This window comes from Shewanella sp. MF05960 (assembly GCF_050849305.1).
Lineage (GTDB): Bacteria > Pseudomonadota > Gammaproteobacteria > Enterobacterales > Shewanellaceae > Shewanella.
In genome coordinates this window covers 306422-328347 of record NZ_JBOZPS010000001.1, presented here as the reverse complement: position 1 = coordinate 328347, position 21926 = coordinate 306422, and the positions used below count along the sequence as shown (strand labels likewise).

The following is a 21926-nucleotide window of genomic DNA, read 5'->3' as shown; positions in this document are numbered from 1 at the left end:
TGGCAACAGTATTTTACTGTCCAAGCCACACGTCTTCAATCCAATCCCACAATGACTCCCAACCTTCCTCTTTGAAACGCCCATTTTTCCAAAACTGTACTTCACCTTCTTCGTTAATGCAGTAAAAGCCATCACCGACTTGGCAAATTGCAATTTGTTCACGCGGCATACCAATAGACCACGCGTAGCAGGTCACTTCAGGAAGATAAGTATGTGAGTTAGGATCGGCAACCGTTACCGGTTCAATGGTGCCATAAATCACATCACTGGCTTCTAGCAGAAATTCTTTTAAATCTTTAGGTAAGCCAATAAGAATTTGCTCTTCAACTTCAACAAGTTGCTCAAAAGTAGGCAGCTCTAATGGTACCGGTACGGTTTCGCTTAACTCTTGCAGTTGATCAATAATTTCGTTCATGTGTATATCCAGCAGGAAGCTATTGGGCGCGATTATAGCAGAAGTGTTTGAGCATGCATTTTTCTGGCAAAAAAAAAGCGCTCAAATGAGCGCCAAAGGGTGTTTGTTACTGCGAATAACTACGCGGCTTGTATTGATGATGGATAGATACTTTGACGTTTATAGTTTAGCCAAGCTTTATGGTATTGCTTGTGAGAGTCTTGGCGTAACTTAGCAATATTGGCTTTTTCTATATCGTTTACTGTTCTTGACTGGTTTTTTGCTTGTAACTCTATCGCTTGAATTTGCTCATAAACGAGATGCTCTGGGCCACTTTTAATCTCGGCGATGTCATTTAAATGAAACTGTACTTCTACCACCATTTGGCTTTGTGGCAATTTAACCAATACATTTAAATCACGATAACCTGAGGTTTTAGGTGTCGCAAATCGGTTTTTTAATTGCACAATATCAGTGTGTTGGCGCAATTGTTCAAAACTTACCAGTAAGCTGCTTACATCCTTGGCTACCACACTGGCGCGGGCGATATCGGTTAATTGGCTGGCGTCGCCATTAAACTTTAATTGCACTTTTTGCGCGGCACGAGCATAACTTTTCGTAGCAGGAATGATAGCTGTTGTCTGGCTCATTTGATTAATATGGTTTAGTAAGTCTACAAGCTCTTGCTGCGCTTGAGGAGCGCGAGTCATTAATGCATGTAAGTCGTGAGTATCTTGAATTGCAGCGGGAGTATTGTGTTCGCGTAGGCTGACTAGCTGGTCAATGTCATTGTGCGACGTTTGGCTGAAATCAGATGACTCGGCTAACTTGTTATATTTAACTTCGTTAGGTTGAGCAATCGCGCCTCGGGTTGACAGTAAAATTAAGAAGATAAAAAACGTACGAAACAATTTATTCATCGAATAACTCCAGCAAAATGTCTGTGAAATCACTGTACCGCTTTTTCGCTGAATAGGGGCTGAATGAACAAGGTTTAATAAAGCCTATTGATGCATCTAAATTTAATATTGTTATTATTTATGAGTGGTTTACTGTTTTTTACTTATAAAAAAGGGCATCAAATGATGCCCTTTTTGTGTGTAAATGTGACCTAGGTCAGCTATTCACTTGGTGATTACCAAATTTTTACACGGCTTTCTGGTGCGATATACATCTTGTCGCCTTCTTTCACGTCATAAGTAGTATAGAACTCAGGCATGTTAGACAGTGCGCCTAGTGCACGGAAGTGACCAGGTGAATGTGGATCAGTGGCTACACGATTACGCATTGCTTCTTCTTTCATCTTCACGCGCCAAATTTGCGTAAAGCCCATAAAGAAACGTTGATCGCCGGTTAGGCCATCAATGACCGGCGCTTCTTTGCCATCAAGTGACATTTTGTAAGCTTTGTAAGCGATAGTAACGCCTGACAAGTCACCGATGTTTTCGCCCAATGTTAAGCTGCCGTTTACGTGTAAATCGTCAAATACTTGATAACCATCGTATTGAGTAATTAATGCATTACCTTTGGTTTCAAATGCTTTTAAGTCAGCTTCTGTCCACCAGTCGCGCATGTTGCCTTCGCCATCAAACTTAGCACCTTGGTCGTCAAAACCGTGGCCCATTTCGTGGCCGATAACCGCACCAATACCACCGTAGTTAACCGCGTCGTCAGCTTCTAGGTTAAAGAATGGCGGTTGTAAAATCGCTGCAGGGAACACGATTTCATTCATGGTTGGGTTGTAGTAAGCATTAACGGTTTGTGGCGTCATGTGCCACTCGTCTTTATCAATTGGTTGACCCAATTTAGCTAAACTTTTGTTGTGTTCAAAAATAGCAGCGCGTTTAGCGTTACCCACTAAATCATCTGCTTTAATGGTTAATTTAGTGTAATCATCCCACTTATTTGGGTAACCAATTTTTGGATTGAATTTTGCTAATTTGTCTTTTGCAGCCACTTTAGTGTCTGCACTCATCCAATCTAATGACTCGATGCTTGAACCATAAGCGCCGCGTAGGTTTTCAACAAGGTGTTCCATACGGGTTTTAGCTTCTGGCGCAAAGTGACGCTTAACGTACACTTTACCCACTACTTCACCTAGGGTGTCGCTTACTGTGCTCACACCGCGTTTCCAGCGTGGTTCTTGCTCTTCTTGACCGTTTAAGGTTTTCGAGAAAAAGGCAAAGTTTTCGTTGTCTAATGCTTCAGACATGTTGCTTGCATTGTGGGTTAACGTCATCCACGTTAGGTAGTTTTTCCATGCGTCAAGCTCGTTACTTTTGATAACCTGGCTTAATCCCTGGATATAACTTGGTTGGTTAATGATGATATCTGTTTGTTTATCACCACCCACAGCCGCTAAATAACCTTCCCAGTTAATGTCTGGTGCAAGTGTCGCAAGATCTTTCACTTGGTATAGGTTGTATGTTTTGGTGCTGTCGCGCGTTTCTACCACATCCCAGTGTTTGTCAGCAATTTGCGTTTCTAGTGCAAGTACCGCTTCTGCACTGGCTTTCGCATTAGGTAATCCAGCTAGCGTGTACATTTTTTCAATGTGTTCAACATAGGCTTTACGGATGTTAACGAAGCGCTCTTCTTGATTAAAATAGTAATCTTTTTCAGGAAGGCTTAATCCATATTGCCAAATATGGGTCGCGTAACGGCTAGAGTTCTTTGCATCGATTTCGACATAAAACGCTAATGGTGTTCCGCCGCCGTTAGCTTGGTTTTCACCAAAAAATGCGGTTAATTCATTTTTGTCTTTTAAGGCGGCAATTTTATCTAAGTCAGCTTGGATTGGCGCGATACCGATTTTATTTAAGGTTTCAACGTCCATAAATGAGCGATATAAATCAGCTACTTTTTGTTCATCGCTGCCGTCAGCTAGATTTGGCGTAGCACTTAAATCTTCGATAATGACTTTAACGTCATCACGGGCATTTTCACGTAAGTCGTAAAACGCACCAATGTTGGTACGGTCGCCAGGAATTTCAGCATTCTTCATCCATGCACCGTTTACGTACATGTAGAAATCGTCTTGTGGACGAACCGTTTTATCGATGTTGTCGAATGTGATACCAGACGTTAATGCTTTTTCAACGGCAACAGCGGTGGCTGTTTTAGCAACGTCTGCAACGGGTGCAACGACAGCCTTGTCATCACTACAAGCGCTTAGGCCTGCGATAAGTGAGGCACAAAGACCTCCAATAACCAACTTTTTCATTGTATTTCCTTTGCTGTGTTTTAGGCGCCAAATATTGGCGTACGAGCATTTTGTATTTTTATTATTATTGTTGGTCCTTAACTAAAGGAAAACCCCAACATTGTTGTGAATACTATGTTAAGGCCTTACTAGGCTAGAAAACAAGGCGCATTTAGTCCTTTTTGCCTCAGATGGACTGAGGATATGTAACCAAAAATTACGTATACCGTAAAAAATTCACTGATTGATTTCTATTTAACCGTGTAAGCCGCATAATAGCGCCATTGTATTTAGAGTGAGTGTGTATTGTGCGTTTAGACAAATTTATCTGTGAAAGTACCGAATTGACCCGTTCGTTGGCCAAAAGAGCCCTGCATCGTGGTGATGTGACCTGTGATGGCGAGGTGGTTAAGAATTCTGGTTTTAAGGTGTTGCCGCAAATGGATGTGTGCCTAGAAGGCCTGTCTATCAGCATTGTAGGCGATCGTTACATCATGATGAATAAACCGGTTGATACCATTTGTTCTACGATTGATGAGCAATATCCGTCGGTATTAAGTTTGATTGAAATTGAAAAAGCCGACACTTTACACATTGCTGGACGTTTAGACGCTGACACGACAGGCTTAGTGCTGATCACCAGTGATGGTAAATGGTCGCACAAAATCACTTCACCAAAGAAAGATTGCGGTAAACGTTATTTTGTTGAATTAGTAGACCCGATAGACGAGAGCCTAGTGCAAACCTTTGTTGATGGTATTGAATTGCGTAATGAAGATGGATTAACAAAACCTGCGGTACTGGAGATTATAGAGCCAACTCAAGTGCGTTTAACCATTAGCGAAGGTAAATATCACCAAGTAAAACGTATGTTTGCTGCGGTAGGCAATAAAGTGGTAAACCTTCACCGAGAAGCCGTGGGCAGCATAGAGTTAGATGCCAATTTAGCGCCTGGCGAATGGCGTTTTTTGACTGATGACGAAGTCAAATCAGTTAAATAAAACCTCAGCTTAACCTAGTTTGTGAGTGAAGTTGCTTAAGCATAATTAGCCCAAATGTAGGTGTGGTAATAAAATGCCCAACGATATTATTGTCGTTGGGCATTTTGTTTTATGCGTTTGTCTTGCTTAGTCGGGCATTATTATGTGAGAACTATTTATTATGTGAGAGCTATTTATGTAGGATGATTCGGCCGCTAATGGTGTTGATATTCACCTGGCCATCACCTGACAACGTGTTAAATTGCAGGGTTTTACTTGGCGAGTATTTCTGCTTTAAGGGAGTATCGTCGGTCAATTGATTATCAATTTTGCCACCTGGGCCGCCATCAATCGTAAAGCTTACATTAGGCTGCTCAGTAAAGCGTAAATTCATGTCACCGCTTATGGTTTCTAGTCTAGCGTTTGCCAGTTCAGCACCCAGTATTAATTGGGCATCGCCACTAATCGTGACCATATTTAATACTGATATTGCCTTTAAGGTCGCACTGATATCACCAGAAACTTGGTCAATCGTAACCTGGGTAAAGTCGCTGTCGGTATTGAGTTCGCCACTGACTAACCTCAGCTCAGCTTGACCCTGGCTGCCATTATCCTTGATGTCCCCTGATACGGTTTCAAGATTAATTTTGCCGTTTAATTGGTCACTGGTGATGTTACCTGACACCGTTGTTAACTTGGTATCACCGTTTAATTGTCCCGCCAGAATGTTGCCACTGACTAATGCCATTGCAACTTGCCCGCTTAACTTGGCAACGCTAAAATCGGCTGATACGCCTTCGGCGTTAAGGTTAAGTTGTTTGGGTAGATAAATGGTCAGTTGCGAGCCTTGTTTATTACTGCCTTGATAGCTACGCGGAAGTTTGTCCTCAATCACCACCATATTGCCTTTTACATCGAATATAAACCCTTTGCTTAGCTCGTCTAGTTCGCCTTTAACTTGGATGCTGTTGTTGTCCCAGCTAATAAATTCCACATTGCCACGTTGTACTTTGATACTCACGTTGGGGTTAGCAACGACATCGTGTTGCTGGTCGACCGACTCTGCTGCAATAGATAAGGCGCTTATGGCCATTAATGGCGCTAATAGTGCGTATTTTATGCTGCTCATAGGGTATTTCCTTGTGCTGTACGTGTGTGGGTAAAAGGCAATTTTTGCCCTTGCTGTAATAGGGTGATTTGACGCTGCATTATCCAGCGCCATAGTTGCCAAAGTTGTTGATTAGTCGGCTGTTGTGCCAATGCTGCTTGCACTTGACTTGACGCGCTTTCTAGCTCTGCGAGCGCCTTGGCAATGTCTGCTTGAATATGCTCATTGTTGTCTGCGGATAACTGCCAGCTCACTGTATATTGATTGCGGATAAATCCATTTAATTGGTTTTGATGAGTTTGGGCAACTTGGTTTATCAATTCGATTAAGTGATTATCCACATTAATTGATGCCGATGTGTCTACTGTTGCAGTCGTGATGTTTGCTGTTTGCACCTGTATTAATGTTTGTTCTTGAGGTAGTACAGGTTCGTCGCGCCATTGTGTTAACCATAATAATGAACACACTAGGAATGTAGCGGCTATTGCCCATAACGGGCGAACGACATGTTTATGAAGCGCTTTTTGCGGCGTTAATTTCGACGTTAAGCGCGGCTTAATGCCATCCCATAAGTCTGTCGTTGGCGCAATCTCAGGCGGCAAAGTGCCGATTAAATGGTCTAGGTCATGCTTTTTAGCGCTCATGCCAGCATCTCCTGTAATAAGTGTTTTGCATTGTGGTACTGCGCTTTGCTGGTGCCCACTGCAATGTTCAGCAGCGCTGCTATTTCGTTGTGTTGATAACCTTCAATCGCGCACAGTACAAACACAATGCGAGTTCGTTGCGGTAACTTAGCGATACATTTGTCGAGTAAATGGTAATCGGTTAATTCAACGCTTGGCATGTCTTGATGTGCAATATCTTCTGCAGGTAAAAATCGTCGCCACAACGATTGTTGCGCCTTTAAATCGTTAATGGCCTGGCGAACACATAACCGATGCAGCCAGGTAGTGAACTGGCTATCGCCTTTAAATTGCCCCAGCTTGTGCCATAAGCGAATAAAACACGCTTGAGTGATGTCATCGGCAAGTGCCTTTTGGCCGCTGAGTCGAAAACAAATCGCGTATACCCGCTGGTGGTGCCGGCGATACAGTTGTTCAAATGCCTGCTGACACCCAGTTGTGGCAATGGCAACAAGTTGATTGTCGTCTAGCTGCGCGAGGTGGTTTATTGGCTGTGAATTAGGCTGATTGATACCGGCATCCTTAATATTCCAAACTGTCCATTATGATTGTGTAGTTATTTGACAGGTGCAAGTCGGTAAAAGGTTTATATCGAGGTCAATTATTTATTCAATGTGGATGTAAAAGCTGATGCCGAATTTAAGAAATCCTTTGGCACCGAGAACTAATCTTGAGGAAATGGTGATTTAGTTCAGCGTATAGTTAATCCTTAAAGCCGTTAAAAAAATGGCCTAGCAAATTTGCGAGGCCATTTTTCAGTAATTGCTGAGGCTATTTAAAAGCCATTAGGGATGATTACAAGGTGACGGTATTGACGCCATCTGGCGTCCCCACTAGTAATACGTCTGCACCGCGGTTGGCAAATAAGCCGTTAGTGACGACACCTACAATGGCATTAATCTTAGTTTCCATCACTTTAGGATCTAAAATTTGCATGTTGTAGACGTCTAAAATCACGTTACCGTTGTCGGTCACAACCCCTTGGCGATACACTGGGTCACCGCCAAGTTTGACTAATTCACGTGCCACATAAGAGCGCGCCATTGGAATGACTTCAACAGGCAACGGGAACTCACCTAAAATGGATACTTGCTTAGTATTATCAACAATACAAATAAACTTTTTCGCGACTGCTGCGACAATTTTTTCGCGAGTTAATGCCGCGCCGCCGCCTTTAATCATGTCCATGCGGTCGTTGATTTCATCTGCGCCGTCAACGTAGACATCTATCATGTCAACACTGTTTAAATCGAATACTTCAATGCCCAATTCAATCAACTTTTTAGTTGAGGCTTCTGAACTTGATACCGCGCCTTCGATGTCATCTTTCATTGTCGCAAGTGCATCAATAAAGTGATTGACTGTAGAGCCTGTGCCAACACCGACTATGGTGTCTTTTTTGACATATTGTAGTGCAGCCCAGCCAGCGGCTTTTTTCATTTCATCTTGTGTCATTATGGTATTCCCAATGCTAAATAATCTGTCGTTACTGTGCTAATTGGCGCGATTATAGCGCAAATTAAGGTGTCGGCGTTTGCTGTTCATCATAAAAATGGGCATTTTTAAATGCACTTAATACCCTGATATTAATGTCGCTCATAAACTTTTTCTCTAGGCGTACGTCCATCACGTAAGCTTTTACTGTAATGGTTTGTAAAAAATCGCCTAAGTCATATTCGTTACCTAAATTGACAATAATAGGCTTATTTAAAAACGTATAAGGTGAGCATTGTGTGGCTTCGCGGGCGAGGGCAATGGCTTTTTTATGGTCGACATGCATAGGCAAGGTAAACTTAACCACGACCATTTCATCTAATGCACCACTGTTGGCATTAGACACTGCTGTTTTTAAGGCTTCTGCATTAGGTATCATGACGGTATTGTCGTCAAATGTGCGCAGCCAGGTCACACTCCATTCAAGCTTTATCACTTCACCATAATGGCCTGACAATGTGACCATATCGCCAACACGATAGGGCGGGTTTATCATAATAATAAACCCTGCAATCATATTTTTTGCCGGCTCTTGTGTCGCTAAACCGATCACAATACTGATAGAACCAACGACGGCAAGAATGAGGTTTTCGTGCGGGTCAATAATGCCAACAATCGAGTAAATAATGACAGACAGCCACACGAATAAACGCACAAATGGGTATGACCTATTCCAAATTAAGCGGTATTTAGGCAGCGCTTTATTTAACTGCTTTAATAAAAACTCGATAGAGATTAACAATAACCACGCGATCAAACACAGCAGTAAAATACTGACTATGCGATCAAATGAAATGATCTCTAAAAATGCTTGTAATGCTTTGCGTGAATCGTCCATGTTCGCCTCGTTTAATGAAACAGCTTATTGTTATTGACCAAGTGGCTGGCGATAATTTTTGATAATGCCGGAGTGATAAAATAAAAGTGTTGAGCAAAATCTCGCTGCGAATATTGTGCAATGATCAGTCCTTGGCGTGCTAAATAAGCCAACTGTAAGCTACTTTGTTCAATTGTTTGAGCAAAAATGTGTGCATGTTGTGCGACTCGCAATCCACCATGGACATAAATTTCAGCTAATGAAAATAAGTCACTGTCTTGGCATGACGGCAAAGCGGATGCGTTAATTTTACAGATATCAGTACATTGTTTTGAGTTGTTATCACTGCCTGTACTGCTGTTATGCTTGGTGCTATTGTCAGATTTTTCACTGCCGCTGCTTTGAGCGATATCGGCTTGATGAGTCAACGAATACTGTAACAATAATATGGCGAGTTTCGGGTGACCTTGACTGATAATATGCAATTGCTTTAATTGGTCTTCGTATGGATTGACGGCATCATCATTGTCATTTTTGTTGTGCGTTGCTTCAGATGATTTTTGGCCGCGATGACTTTCTGTGTTGCCGGTTTCTTGGCTTAAATAGTCGTCGCTCATTAGGCCTAAATCGACCAGCTGTTTGGTCTGTATTCTGGCAAGTTCTTTTGCATTGAAATAGTCGAATGTAATGACATGCTTAATAAAGTGAGTAATTTCATATTGAGCACTTAATCGTTGCCAAGCGAACTTTTCACAGCCCAATATCCAGCAATGGTGCTTGCGGGTTTCCATTACTATCGTGGCAAAGGTCACTAGCGCTTGCGCATTGCCCATCATTCTTAACATTAACTTGTGCAAATCGTCGATAACAATTAATTGTGCTGGTAGTTTGTTTATCGCAATGATGATGTCCGTAATACTGGTATCCGTCATTGCAGCGGGTGGTTGCATGTCAAAGCAGTAGCATACATTTGCAATCGCGTCGCGGGCACTAAGCGGGGCAGTGTAAAAGCTCATTATTACCCCTTTTTCGGGTAACGGTTTGACTGTAGAAGTAGAGGCGTCTTGCTGTTGTGTATTGATGTTTGTTAATAACGAGGGAATTTGGCCTAAAAAGGCTGACAGCCCCGCGCCAGCGGGGGCCACAATAGCGCTTATTTCACCATGATGGTTACGCCATAAATTAATCACGTCGGTGATTTGTTTTATTTGCGATTCGCGAGCAATAAAATCTTCTGCAGTGCAGATGAACGGTGAAGACATATTTTCATTAACGGGTTCTTCACCTGTTCGCGGTTGATATTGGTTTGCGATGGTTTTGAGTGAGATAAGTCCTTTTTGTGCATCATCAGACTCAGTTTTAAGGGTAGCTTTAGGTGCAAAAAAGGTATTGACCCATTGAGTCCAGCGGCTCAAAAAACGCAAGTTAATGTCCATTTACACTCTCTTTTTTACTTTGTTTTTAACGATTTATTTTATCTTAACATGAAGCTAACAAAAGCGGTATTTGACTCACGACTCTTATAAACCTGTTTGCGAAAGAGTCTTAACTTCACCACGCACACCGTCTAAATTGTGCGAATATTAGCCGAGACTAAATTTGAACACTTGATCTACGTTAATTAATGGCTAAAAACCTACTCGAAAGTAGTATTTATCTATTGTCGGACTAAACCTTTATCGTATACTCAGAAAAATAGAGAGTCTAATTTTTCAAGTGAGAGTGATGAAGCTTCGTTTCCTTTTTGCCTGCACCTTATTATGTGCTACTTCGCTAAATAGCGCGGTATCTTTTGCAGCTCAGGCTGTGCAAAACAAACCTCAACAAGAATTAGCATCGGGTAGTGCGATGCTGGTCGATTTAGCCACCAATGAAGTGCTGTATGCCAGCAACCCTCATCAACCTGTTCCAATCGCCTCGGTAACGAAATTAATGGCCGCAATGGTGACATTGGATGCCAAACTCCCACTAGATGAAAAAATATCAGTGAACATTACCGACTCGCCAGTCATGCGCAATATTTATTCGCGGGTACGTTTAGGCAGTGTGGTGACTCGTGAAACAATGCTGCTATTAACGTTGATGTCGTCTGAAAACCGTGCGGCGACATCACTTGCGCACCACTATCCTGGCGGATTTAAGGCGTTTGTGCGTGCCATGAATGATAAAGCAACCGCGTTAGGCATGAGCCAAACCCATTATGTAGAACCTACAGGTTTGTCGCCAGATAACGTATCAAGTGCGAACGATTTGATTTTATTACTTAAAGAAAGTCAAACATACCCGCTGTTAGGCAAACTAAGTTCGACCACTAAAAAGCACGTTAACTTTGAATCGCCGCGCTACGCGTTAGATTTTCAAAATACCAATAAACTGGTGTTTAAAAATAACTGGAATATTGCCTTAACCAAAACCGGTTTTACCAATAAGGCAGGGCACTGCTTAGTGATGTTAACCGAAATGAATAAGCGCAAAGTCGCATTTGTGGTACTGGACTCATTTGGTAAATATACCCATATGGCAGATGCTAACCGATTAAAGAACTGGCTAGAAACGGGGCGGACAACACCCATCCCAGCGTCGGCTAAAGCCTATAAAAAACAACGCCAAGCGATTCAACATAACAGTATTTAATTGTTAACATTGACTCATCATTAAAGCCCATTTATTGACAATGAATGGGCTTTTTTATTGATACGCTTTCGATGTGGGTTTGTAAACGAGCAGTAGGTACCAAAAAGTACCTACTTTTTTATCGATAGCGAAAGCCTTACACTAATGTCATTAATAGGTTGTGAGGTATCAATATGTTGAACATGGATTTTAGCCAGCGAGTGGTGATTAATACTGCTGATCTTGAATGGCAAAATAGCCCTGCAGTGGGTGTTGTGCGTAAGCGCCTTGAACGCGAAGAGGCTGAGCGTGGCCATGCAACCAGCATTGTTCAATATGAAGCAGGCGCTAAATTTAACTCACACCCGCATCCCTTAGGTGAAGAGATTTTAGTGCTTGATGGAGTGTTTTCTGACGAAACCGGCGATTATCCGGCTGGCACCTATTTACGCAATCCTGAAGGCTTTGTCCATGCGCCGTTTAGTGTTGAAGGTTGTACGTTGTTGGTTAAGCTGCATCAGTTTCAACCTACAGATTCACAAAAAGTGGCTATTAATACCAATGAAACTCCGTGGTTGCAGGGACAGGGTCAGTTGCAAGTTATGCCGTTACACCAACATGGTACAGAATCGACTGCATTAGTGAAGTGGCCCGCTGGCGCACATTTTCAACCGCATCGTCATTTTGGCGGCGAAGAAATCTATGTCATTAGCGGAGAGTTTATCGATGAGCTGGGTCATTATCCTGCCGGTACCTGGATCCGCAGCCCGCATTTAAGTCAGCATAATCCGTATGTGGAGCAAGAAACGGTGATTTTGGTCAAAGTAGGGCATCTGTAAGTTCACTCTCTATTATCCTGACATCAGGTTATTTAGTGTCGTTGCCCATGTGCCGAGTTAATGTGCAGAGTCAATGCGCCTAGTCTGGCGCATTTTAATGGTGGCTCAATGTCATTAACTTCGATACGATTAAAGTATTAAACGGTTTTACAAAACCCAATCAATTTTGCCTGTCATCATTTATTTCAGCGTCACTCTTTAAGGATAAAAAGTGCACAGCGATATCTCTATAGCGCGGTTTAAGCAATTTCCAAGGTTGATGTGGATTTTGTTGTTTGGTTCGTTTATTACCCGAGGCAGTTATTTCATGGTGTGGCCATTTTTGGCGGTCATTTTGTATGAAAAATTTGCCTTAAGCGCAACCGAAGTTGGCCTGGTTTTGTCTTGTGCTGCATTTATTGCAGTGTTCACTAGCTTTATTGGTAGTGCATTATCAGACCGAATTGGTCGTCAAAAACTCATGTACCTTACCGGCATTTTGTACATTATTTCATTTTCACTCTTGGCCGAAGTTGACTCTGTTTCCGGCTATGCCATTGTGATGACGCTGTGTTCTATTGCCACCTCATTATGGCGACCGCTTACCTCTGCCACCATCGGCGATATTATTGACGACCCACAGACTCGTGAGTTAGCAATGCAGTCATTGTACTTTATTGTTAATGTTGGCTGCGCAGTCGGCCCTATGTTAGGTGTATGGTTAGGTTTAACGGGACAACAATCGAGTTTTTACATTACAGCCGCAGCATTTGCGGTATTGATATTGTTGTTATATTGGGGGTTTGCACACCAGGCTACACAAGGTGTTAATGGCACTATTGAGCAAGTGCCAGATGAACTTATTCCTGCCATGGGCGACCCTGTCGCAGCCGTTAAACGTAAACCTGCACATGTTAGTCGCCAACAAGTCGTCGCGATTTTATTGCAAGATAAGCTTTTGCAATGCCTTATTTTTGCCAATATTTTATGCATGTTCATTTATGCTCAAATGGACAGTTCGCTTATCCAATATCTTACCCGTGCTAACGCTCCAGACTTATTGCAGCTCATCTCAGCGATGATTTTTACCAATGCGTTAGTGATTGTGTCGACCCAATTTTTATTACTGCGTTTAATGGCGAGTTACAGTTTAATTCATCGTATTCAGTTTGGGTTAGTGTTGCTGATGGCTTCACAAGTTTGGCTCGCTTATAACCCGATAGATTTATTTTGGGGTTGGATTGGTGCCATTGTGGTTATGAGCCTAGCGGAAACCATTTTATTCCCCACCATGAATGTACATATCGATCGCCTTGCTCCTAAACATTTACGCGGGGCTTATTTTGGGGCGTCGTCATTTTATGAAGTGGGCTTTGCGATTGCACCATTGGGCGGTGGGATCATACTGGATCATCTTGGTGGGTATTGGTTGTTTATCATTGGCGCCATATTGTCGTTGGTGGTGATTTATTTATACAGCATGTTGGAAACGTTACCACGGCCAGATTTTGCCGTAATGAAACGGGAATAATATGTTGTGTTTAAGGCCGTGATGTTTAATTCGTCAGTTAATTTCCCATTAACAGTATTGCGAATCAAGTGATCTCAACGTTCGCTACATAAGCTTTTGCGAATTTAATAATGTCGGTTTATATATTCAGTTTTTTCACTATAGAAACGGCCGCTATTTTGTTATTGTTTTGCCCATTATGTTGATGAAGTAGGGTAACGTTTATGTCTGTACAACCAGTGAATGAATTTATAACATCGTTAGATGAGCAAGCAGATGTTCTGCGTTTTGAAGAGACTATGGCATTGATTGATGCGCATTTCGATTTTACCCCAAGCGCGTTTAAAAATGGCGACCAATTAAATGATGCTGGGCAGAATTCTGGTTCTTGTAAGGTGTTTACTTTCGGGCAAATCCAGCAATTAACCCCGCAGCAAACATTAACATTATTTGGTCAACACTATCGTGATGTGGTTGCTACACCACAGGGGGATGATCATCAAAATATTCGCCAATTTATGCAGCATGGTTGGGATGGGATTTTGTTTTCACAATTGGCATTGAAACAAAAGTAACCATTATACGCGAACATTAATAATCAATAATGTAACCTAGAGTCGACAATCGCGAGGTATAAGACTACCTTTGCACCCATATCAACCGTATCATTAATAGTATTTGGTTTTTTTAACGGTAAGGCTTATTGCTGGTTAATTATTGTAGCCAACGCCTATTGAATCGCAAAGGAATCCATTTTATGAATCGTCACATCATCCCATTGATCATTATCAGCACCTTATTGATGTGCTCTTCAGGTTACAGCTTCGCTAAAGACAACGACTCGCAGGGTAATAGCGGTAAACATAAATCTGATAAACATGAAAAAAAGCATGAAGAAACTTATCAGACTTATTTTAGTAATGATCGCCAGGTGATTATTATTAATTACTATAATACCACCCGTGATGCTAAGCATTGCCCACCAGGATTAGCCAAAAAGAATAATGGCTGTCAACCACCGGGCAGTGCTAAACAATGGCGAAAAGGTTACTCATTGCCTGCTGATGTTGTTTACTACGATGTACCATCAGCGCTTACTGTTCAGCTAGGTCGTACGCCAGAAGGACAAAAGATTGTCCGTGTGGGTACTGATTTGTTGTTGATTAGCATTGGTACAGGCATGGTGATTGATGCAATACAAGACCTTAACGATGTGTTGTAACGTCGTTGGGTAAACCTTGTTATGGTGTTGGTTTTGCCATTAATCGTTAGTGAAACGAAAAAGCCGACCAAGGGTCGGCTTTTGCTTAATCACAGATTTTACACATCATTCAAAACATATGATTTAAACGCTTAATCATGTTCGAATATCACTTCTTTTAAATCATGAATTGTATCCACATCTACATCGCCTGGCTGATTACTCCAGGTGACGCGCAGATAATTGGTTAAGTCTTTAAGTTGTTCATCAGACAACTTCTCGGCATAACCTGGCATGGCATAAAAGCTGGTGGTGGTGTTGTAGTGTTGGCTTTTTATGCCTTTAAGCATGACCGCGACAACATTGTGTGGGCTAGCCTTATCTAATGTGGCGTTTCCCGCCATTGCTGGAGCAACATTAGGTCGACCTTCACCATTTTGACTATGACAACCAGCGCAATAACCCATGTATAGGTTGTATCCTGGTAATTCACGCTGGTGGCCATTAAAGGTCAGCGCTTTAGCTGCAACGGTTTCATCAGTATCAAGCAGATAACTGCTTACCGCGTGCATGTCAGCATCGGTTAAGTGGCTAAAGCTGTGGTATACCACAGGATACATGCCACCGAAGACTGTACCTTTGCGAGAATAACCTTCAGTAAACAAAGACTTTAAATCATCATGAGTCCAGTTTTGTCGGTTAAGCTCAGCGGGAGTAATATCTGATGCCTCTAAACCTTCGATAACAGCGCCTTGGAAGTGTTTGTCTTGTTCCATGGCAAATAAGCTATCTCGAGGAGTATGGCATTCACCACAATGGCCTAGCGCATTGACTAAGTAATTACCTCGGTTCCACGGCTCACTTTTGTCTTCTTTCGGCGTAAACTCTTCAGCATCATGGGCAATTAAGTTCCACGCCTTCAGGCCAAAACGCACGTTAAAAGGAAAAGAGACATCATTATCGAGATTGGCTTGCTTAATGGGTTTAGTACTCATCAAATAAGCATATATCGCTTTGGTATCTTCATCCGTTAGCAGACTGTAAGAGGTGTAGGGCATAGCAGGATACAAATTACCGTTAACGCCGACGCCATGATGCATAGCATCAAAAAACTCGTCATAACTGTATTTGCCAATTCCGGTGTCTTTATCTGAGGTGATATTGGTTGAATATACCGCCCCAAACGGGGTTTCAAATGGTAGTCCACCGGTTAACTCTCGCCCGCCTACGGCAGTATGGCAGGCTACACAGTCGCCAATCTTCATCAGATAAGCACCACGTTCGATATCGTCACGCTGGTTGCCACTGTCATCCGCCGCGCTACAAGCACTGGCAAACAACCCAAGGCTTAAGCTGAGCAATACATTCAGGCTTAGCTTACGTACCATTATCTGGCGGGCTAAATAGTTTCGGTATAATGGCTTCATGACAGGGTTAACCCCTTTGTCTTGAGGATCAAATCTTTCATCCCAGCATAATATTTTACATAACCAGTACAGCGGCAAACATGTTCGCCTAAGGCTTCTTCAATCACGCGTTCTACTTGATCTTTGGCAATAGGTTTACGTTGTAGTCGCTCAATTAATGCGGTCGATTCATTGACAAAACCCGAGGTACACCAACCACATTGAAACGAGAAATGTTCCAAAAAGGTTTGCTGTACAGGGCTTAGTGCAGTGATTTCGCCTTGAGCGTTTTGCTTAGCATGGCCTTCTACCGTACGGATACGTTTACCGTTGAAACGCTCAACACCGTTGATGCAAGTACGAACGACTTCGCTCATGCCTTGTTCGTCATCTACGATAACAGTACAGGCATGACACACCCCAGCACCGCAACCAAACTTAGTGCCAGTGAGGTTTAAATACTCATGCAAAAATTCAATCATCATGGTGCCATCGCCGACGTCAATCGGGCCAATAGCTTGGTTGTTGATGGTTAACTTAATTGACTGGCTCATGCCATGGCCTCCTTGATTTTTTTCGCTGTCATAGGTAATTCGTAAAAACGCACTGCGGTAGCTTGATAAACAGCTTCAACTAGCGCAGAAACCACAGGTATCATGACCACCTCGGCAATGCCGCGGCTCGGATCCGTTTCAGACAACTGCGGTAAAATAGTATGTTGCTGGCTCCAAACGCCAACGTGTCGTGCTAGCGGCACCTTATAGCGGTTGATATTCCAAGTGCCATTACCGGCACCAGCTTCAAATGGGGGTAACTCTTCATGCAAAGCATGGCCAATCCCCATCGCAAGACCGCCTTGTATTTGGCCTTCAACTAACTCATTCACAATCACTTTACCGGCTTCTAACCACGTGTGAGAACTGAGCAAGCTGACTTCGCCATTACCTTCATTCACGGCAATTTCAACTAAGGTTGCGCATGGAGCATAGTAAGTCACCATGGCATTATTAAGCTCAGCCTTTGGATAGCTCATGGCTTGACGATCAATTAAGTGATAGCCGTTTGAGCTCATGCGGGCTTTACGATCTGCGCTACCATGATATTTGTCACCTTCGCCGTATTGCAGCGCTAATGCATCTAGAGCAATGCGCTCTTTGGTGCCGAAAATTTCAAAATCAGCTTCAGCCCAAGCCCAACGGTTAAAGGCATGGCCCATTACGCCAACCACTAAACCTAAATCGTGAGCACGCTTGGCGAGAATATCGATTGAAAGCGGTGGGAAGCCCATGGCAGTTAGCTTGCCATCAGTCCAACGACCATCACGAGAATCATTGAGATTGGTTGCGCCCATTGGTGTGTTGAAATACAACTCGTTCCAAATCGACACTGCAGCAGGCCAAAGTCCGTGACGATAAATAATATCGGCGGCAATACGAGTGACATGGCTTTGATAATACGCCGACATAGATGCTGATGATGCCATTGCTTTCACCGGTGTCCAGCGTGGGTTGGCGGCCATTTCATCTTGGCGTTGCTGGGAAATAATGTATGGATTATCGGTTTGCACCAATTGCATTGCATCCCAAATATCAATTTCAGCCAGTTTTACTTCGTGGGCAAAATTACCTAATGACTCACTAACCACAACCGCTTGAGACGTTTGCGTGCCAGTCCCCATTTCGATAAAGCCAATTTCTAAGGTTATTTTACCGTCTTTGGCTAATCTAATTGCCGCACTTGGTGCAGCGGCACCAGTTCCATAATCTTTGGTCGCAATACCAAAGCCTACGCCGTAACGCATGCCTGGATTTTTAGCTTCATAATTAGCCTTTGTAGCAGCTCGGTTTTGCCATACAGGGGCTTGTTCAGCCATGTCGAGCATTTCACGATAACGTAAGGTGCCATTTGGGATAGCACCTTGAGTATTACGCTGTCCTGACTCCATCACGTTAGCCGCGCGTAACTTAAAAGGATCAACATTTAACTCAGCGGCTATCTCGTGGATCATGCCTTCCATTGCGGTCATCGACTGCAATGTACCGTAACCGCGCATCGAGCCAGCATCTGGATTACGCGACGCGTAAGAGGTGGCAATAATATCGTTGCGCGGCGTGTAGTAAATACTTTGCATTGCCGTTGCGCCAACGGAGGTGACTGACGGACTGAAGTTAACGCGGCCACCACCATCAACAGTCATCTGTGAGGTTAACGCTTGAATTTTTAAGGTGGCTTTATCTACCGCTAAACGACTCTTCATGATGAAAGGATGACGCTTAAGACCTGATTGAAATTGCTCAAAGCGGTCGTTAGCTAAACGTACGGGACCGTTAGCATAAATAGTGGCTAGCACGCCATAATACGGGAATATTGAATGATCTTTAGCGCCAAAACCGCCGCCGATATAAGGCGAATGCACCACGAGGTTTTTAACTTTTTCTGCTAATGGACCAGACGACAGCATGTGCACGGCCATCTCTTGAAAATCTTGTGGAGATTGCGAGGTAATAACCGTATGGAACGTTTGGCTACTGGCATCAAACCAGCCATTAAAGGCTTCAGGTTCCATCATCATCGGGTCGATAATTTGAGTGCGATACTCGCGCTCTAATACTTGCCATTGTTGGCTTTCTTTTGCACTTTCAATTTGTTTTTCTATTTCGCCTGCATAAAAAAGACCGCGTTCAGACACAGTACCTTTGGCACTCGGATCGCCAGACCATTCTGGTTGATGGTTCTTAATGTTAGGGAAAAACAATCCATCGTGCAGCGGGCTATAAACATCTTCGCGATCACCATTCTCACCTTCAACCCGAATAAGACGCCAGCTGGCATAAGGGTCTTTAGTGTCAGATACAAAAGGGGTTTTCTCACCATAACGTAGTAGCGCATTATCAAATTGCAATAATGACTTTGCTTGTTTAAACGCATGGAAGTTATCGAATAATAATATGGCTACGGCGTGGCCCAGATAAGCGGCAGTTTGCCCTTCAGGCAACAACATGTTGTCGCCGTAAAATTCAGGTAGTTTTACCTTATCGCGGGCAAGATCTGCCGCGGTAATGACTTTATATGGTTTAGCTGAAGCTGGAAGGTGTTCAAGGGAAAATCCTTGATAAATATGCGATGCATCGGCAGCGCGTAAAATAAAGGCATAGCCTTGTTGTTTTGGCCAGCCAGCCATGTCCATTGCACGGTAATCTCGGCCATAGACTTTTTGACCAGTGACTTTAGCGATACCGTCGTTGCGAAATTTAGGTTTAGATTGGCCTTTAGCCTGTGTTTGCCATTGTGCTGCCAGTTCAGGCGAAATGATCGACGCATTAGCGCGACTCATTTCCCACAATAAAGGCGCTGAATATACAGCGACCCCACCAATGACACATTGTTTTATAAAGCTCCGGCGCGACGCATTAGGTATATCCATATCTCACCTCTGTTTTTCATAATAAAAAATCAGACGTCATTATGTTAGTCGCCGTCCGATTTTGGCTTATTGATAGATTGTATTATGTAGATTGCGTTGAATCTAAATTAGCAATCTAAAACGGTAACATATCGATATAACAATGCATATTCTTGATTGTTGTTGGTGTTTTATTGTCGCTAATAATTAAGTATAAAAATGCAACTTATTGATGATTTAATCTCCTAACGAAGTGATTAAATGATTAATCACGTCATAAAACAGTGCCGCATAATAATGAGATTACACAGATAGGTAATCGTTTTTTTAATCTGTAATGCATAATTTTATTCAGCTTAATCAAGTCTATACCGAAGTGCTTGGTGTTATGTTTATTATGTATAATTATGACGATATAAGATTGTATTTTTACATTCAGTGAATATAAAAATAATAAACGTCGGCAATTTAAATAATTAATTAAGAGTTTGCATAAATTGTAATTAATTATTCAAATTGTAAGGGTATGGTTGTTTTTTTGTTTTATTGTTGTCGCCATAGTAGCGGAGGTAATGAGGTTGTTAAACGCTAAGTTGATGATTAATATTCAATAGTAAAGCCTAAGTTATTTTTCGATGTTTATACACATGGTGCTATTTAAGGATTATCACATTGTTATTTTTGGATTCTTTTAACGACTTTTCCTCGTTGATTACACGGTTACCTAGTGAAGTTTTGGTAAAATAAAACGTCATTAGCTTAATTCATGAGCTAGGCGGAGAAGCTAAATCTATAAACTAAATCTATGAGCTAAACGTGCTTGAAATAGCCGTGTTTTTCGGCTGTTAGTATCATCAATTACCTCTTTGCATGTCTCAATTACTCAACTATTTTGTGCTAGCTCAACGTTACCACTACCAACACTATTAAAGGGGGAATTAACCGCTTACACTACAAATAGCTTAATTACCTAGAGTAATATTAATGAAACCAATTATTTGTAGTAGTGCATTAGAAGCCGTCTCCTTAATTGAAAGTGGCGAAACCTTGTGGACTCATTCCATGGGGGCAACTCCAACATTATTATTAAACGCGTTAGCCCAACATGCATTAACAAAGCAAGAGTTAACATTATTGCAGTTGCATACCGAAGGTGCTGAGTCGCTAAGTGATCCCAGTTTACAGGGGCATCTACGCCATCGTTGTTACTTTGCTGGCACACCCACGCGCTCGCTGTTGCAACAAGGTAATGCCGATTATGTGCCAATTTTCTTGTCTGAAGTGCCTAAGTTATTTCGTTCAGGTGAGCAAAAAATCGACACGGCTATTATTCAAGTCTCTCCGCCAGACAAACACGGTATTTGCTCATTAGGTATTTCGGTTGAAGCCACACTCGCGGCTTGCCAGGTGGCGGGTAAAATTATTGCTCACATTAATCCCATGATGCCTCGTACCCACGGAGATGGATTTATTCACTACAACAAGCTTGCTGCAGTATTTGAGCAAAGCCAGCCATTGCCGCAACATTTAATCGATTCAAGTGATAAAACCAGCCAGGCCATCGGTCAGCATGTTGCCACCTTGGTTCGCGACGGTGATTGCTTACAAATGGGCATAGGCGCTATTCCTGATGCGGTATTGTCGTGCTTAACAGCGCATAAAGATTTGGGCGTTCATACTGAGCTCTTTTCAGATGGCGTGCTGAATTTAGTTGAATTAGGCGTAATCAATAACAGTCGTAAAAAAGTGCATCCAGGAAAAACGGTCACTGGTTTTGCGCTGGGTAGCCAACGACTTTACGATTTTGTCGATGACAATCCTTCGGTGATTTTTATGGACATCGAGCAGGTGAATGACACCGCAATCATTCGTAAAAATCCTAATGTCATGTCGATTAACTCGGCGTTACAAGTTGATATATCGGGGCAGGTTTGTGCCGACTCTTTAGGGACTAAAATATACTCAGGCGTGGGCGGGCAAATGGACTTTATTCGCGGAGCTGGGCTGTCAGAAGGTGGGCGTTCTGTTATTGCGCTGCCAAGTACTGCAGCTAATGGTACTGTGTCGCGAATTGCTACAGTATTATCGCCAGGGGCGGGCGTAGTGACCACTCGTGCGCATGTTCATTATATTGTTACCGAGTATGGTATAGCCTATTTGCGCGGTAAATCTTTACGAGAACGTGCTCGTGCGCTTATTGACATTGCCCATCCAAGATTTAGAGAGCAACTTTGCCAAGAGGCTTTTGATATGTGGCAGCTCACGGTGTAATGCATATCTAGCATGCGTGTTTATTG

At 42.7% G+C, this 21926-nt stretch carries 19 protein-coding genes; 7 read left to right on the top strand and 12 right to left on the bottom strand.

Features of this window, described 5'->3' with window-relative positions; translation table 11 throughout:
- Window positions 1–13 precede the first annotated feature (13 nt).
- From ACROAE_RS01430 to ACROAE_RS01420, 3 genes are all read right to left on the bottom strand, one after another.
- A complete protein-coding gene (locus tag ACROAE_RS01430) occupies window positions 14–415 on the bottom strand; it encodes an SMI1/KNR4 family protein (RefSeq protein ID WP_432399141.1) in 402 nt (133 codons plus the stop codon).
- Window positions 416–534: 119 nt separating this feature from the next.
- Window positions 535–1314, bottom strand: coding sequence for a RelA/SpoT domain-containing protein (locus tag ACROAE_RS01425; RefSeq protein WP_432399140.1), 780 nt, complete (start codon window positions 1312–1314; stop codon window positions 535–537).
- A gap of 215 nt (window positions 1315–1529) precedes the next feature.
- Complete coding sequence (locus tag ACROAE_RS01420; protein ID WP_432399138.1) at window positions 1530–3617, bottom strand: M13 family metallopeptidase; 2088 nt, start codon at window positions 3615–3617, stop codon at window positions 1530–1532.
- 287 nt (window positions 3618–3904) lie between these two features.
- Between ACROAE_RS01420 and rsuA the strand changes: the two genes are divergently transcribed.
- Window positions 3905–4597, top strand: coding sequence for a 16S rRNA pseudouridine(516) synthase RsuA (gene rsuA, locus ACROAE_RS01415; RefSeq protein ID WP_432399136.1), 693 nt, complete (start codon window positions 3905–3907; stop codon window positions 4595–4597).
- Between the two features lie 169 nt (window positions 4598–4766).
- Here rsuA and ACROAE_RS01410 read toward each other — a convergent pair whose 3' ends face one another.
- From ACROAE_RS01410 to ACROAE_RS01385, 6 genes are all read right to left on the bottom strand, one after another.
- The gene (locus ACROAE_RS01410; RefSeq protein WP_432399135.1) at window positions 4767–5705 is read right to left on the bottom strand and encodes a DUF4097 family beta strand repeat-containing protein; all 939 of its coding nucleotides are present in this window, start codon (window positions 5703–5705) and stop codon (window positions 4767–4769) included.
- Entirely contained in the window at window positions 5702–6328 is a 627-nt protein-coding gene (locus ACROAE_RS01405) for a hypothetical protein (protein WP_432399134.1), read from the bottom strand. Before ACROAE_RS01405 ends, ACROAE_RS01410 begins: the two co-directional genes overlap by 4 nt.
- Window positions 6325–6879 carry an RNA polymerase sigma factor gene (locus tag ACROAE_RS01400; protein ID WP_432399215.1) on the bottom strand — a complete coding sequence of 185 codons (555 nt, stop codon included), beginning with the start codon at window positions 6877–6879 and terminating at the stop codon, window positions 6325–6327. Before ACROAE_RS01400 ends, ACROAE_RS01405 begins: the two co-directional genes overlap by 4 nt.
- Before the next feature lie 283 nt (window positions 6880–7162).
- Window positions 7163–7822, bottom strand: a complete 660-nt coding sequence (rpiA, locus tag ACROAE_RS01395; RefSeq protein ID WP_432399133.1) for a ribose-5-phosphate isomerase RpiA — start codon at window positions 7820–7822, stop codon at window positions 7163–7165.
- A 64-nt stretch (window positions 7823–7886) separates the two neighbouring features.
- Window positions 7887–8699 (bottom strand): mechanosensitive ion channel family protein, encoded by an 813-nt coding sequence (locus ACROAE_RS01390; protein WP_432399131.1) that lies wholly within the window; start codon window positions 8697–8699, stop codon window positions 7887–7889.
- Between the two features lie 11 nt (window positions 8700–8710).
- Window positions 8711–10114 (bottom strand): hypothetical protein, encoded by a 1404-nt coding sequence (locus ACROAE_RS01385; protein ID WP_432399129.1) that lies wholly within the window; start codon window positions 10112–10114, stop codon window positions 8711–8713.
- 289 nt (window positions 10115–10403) lie between these two features.
- Between ACROAE_RS01385 and pbpG the strand changes: the two genes are divergently transcribed.
- The 5 genes from pbpG (at window position 10404) to ACROAE_RS01360 (ending at window position 14841) form a co-directional block, all read left to right on the top strand.
- Entirely contained in the window at window positions 10404–11312 is a 909-nt protein-coding gene (gene pbpG / locus ACROAE_RS01380; RefSeq protein WP_432399128.1) for a D-alanyl-D-alanine endopeptidase, read from the top strand.
- Between the two features lie 173 nt (window positions 11313–11485).
- Window positions 11486–12130: a cupin domain-containing protein gene (locus tag ACROAE_RS01375; RefSeq protein ID WP_432399127.1), complete on the top strand. Its 645-nt coding sequence runs from the start codon at window positions 11486–11488 to the stop codon at window positions 12128–12130.
- A gap of 211 nt (window positions 12131–12341) precedes the next feature.
- Window positions 12342–13640 (top strand): MDR family MFS transporter, encoded by a 1299-nt coding sequence (locus ACROAE_RS01370; RefSeq protein ID WP_432399126.1) that lies wholly within the window; start codon window positions 12342–12344, stop codon window positions 13638–13640.
- Window positions 13641–13843: 203 nt separating this feature from the next.
- A complete protein-coding gene (locus ACROAE_RS01365; protein ID WP_432399125.1) occupies window positions 13844–14194 on the top strand; it encodes a HopJ type III effector protein in 351 nt (116 codons plus the stop codon).
- 182 nt (window positions 14195–14376) lie between these two features.
- Window positions 14377–14841: a hypothetical protein gene (locus tag ACROAE_RS01360; protein ID WP_432399124.1), complete on the top strand. Its 465-nt coding sequence runs from the start codon at window positions 14377–14379 to the stop codon at window positions 14839–14841.
- A gap of 131 nt (window positions 14842–14972) precedes the next feature.
- Here the strand turns inward: ACROAE_RS01360 and ACROAE_RS01355 are convergent, their stop codons facing one another.
- From ACROAE_RS01355 to ACROAE_RS01345, 3 genes are read right to left on the bottom strand one after another with little or no spacing between them, the layout of a single operon-like run.
- Complete coding sequence (locus tag ACROAE_RS01355; RefSeq protein ID WP_432399123.1) at window positions 14973–16247, bottom strand: cytochrome c; 1275 nt, start codon at window positions 16245–16247, stop codon at window positions 14973–14975.
- Entirely contained in the window at window positions 16244–16780 is a 537-nt protein-coding gene (locus ACROAE_RS01350) for a (2Fe-2S)-binding protein (RefSeq protein WP_432399122.1), read from the bottom strand. Before ACROAE_RS01350 ends, ACROAE_RS01355 begins: the two co-directional genes overlap by 4 nt.
- The gene (locus ACROAE_RS01345) at window positions 16777–19650 is read right to left on the bottom strand and encodes a xanthine dehydrogenase family protein molybdopterin-binding subunit (RefSeq protein ID WP_432399120.1); all 2874 of its coding nucleotides are present in this window, start codon (window positions 19648–19650) and stop codon (window positions 16777–16779) included. Before ACROAE_RS01345 ends, ACROAE_RS01350 begins: the two co-directional genes overlap by 4 nt.
- Window positions 19651–20613: 963 nt before the next feature.
- Between ACROAE_RS01345 and ACROAE_RS01340 the strand changes: the two genes are divergently transcribed.
- Window positions 20614–21900, top strand: a complete 1287-nt coding sequence (locus ACROAE_RS01340) for an acetyl-CoA hydrolase/transferase family protein (protein WP_432399119.1) — start codon at window positions 20614–20616, stop codon at window positions 21898–21900.
- Window positions 21901–21926: the final 26 nt, after the last annotated feature.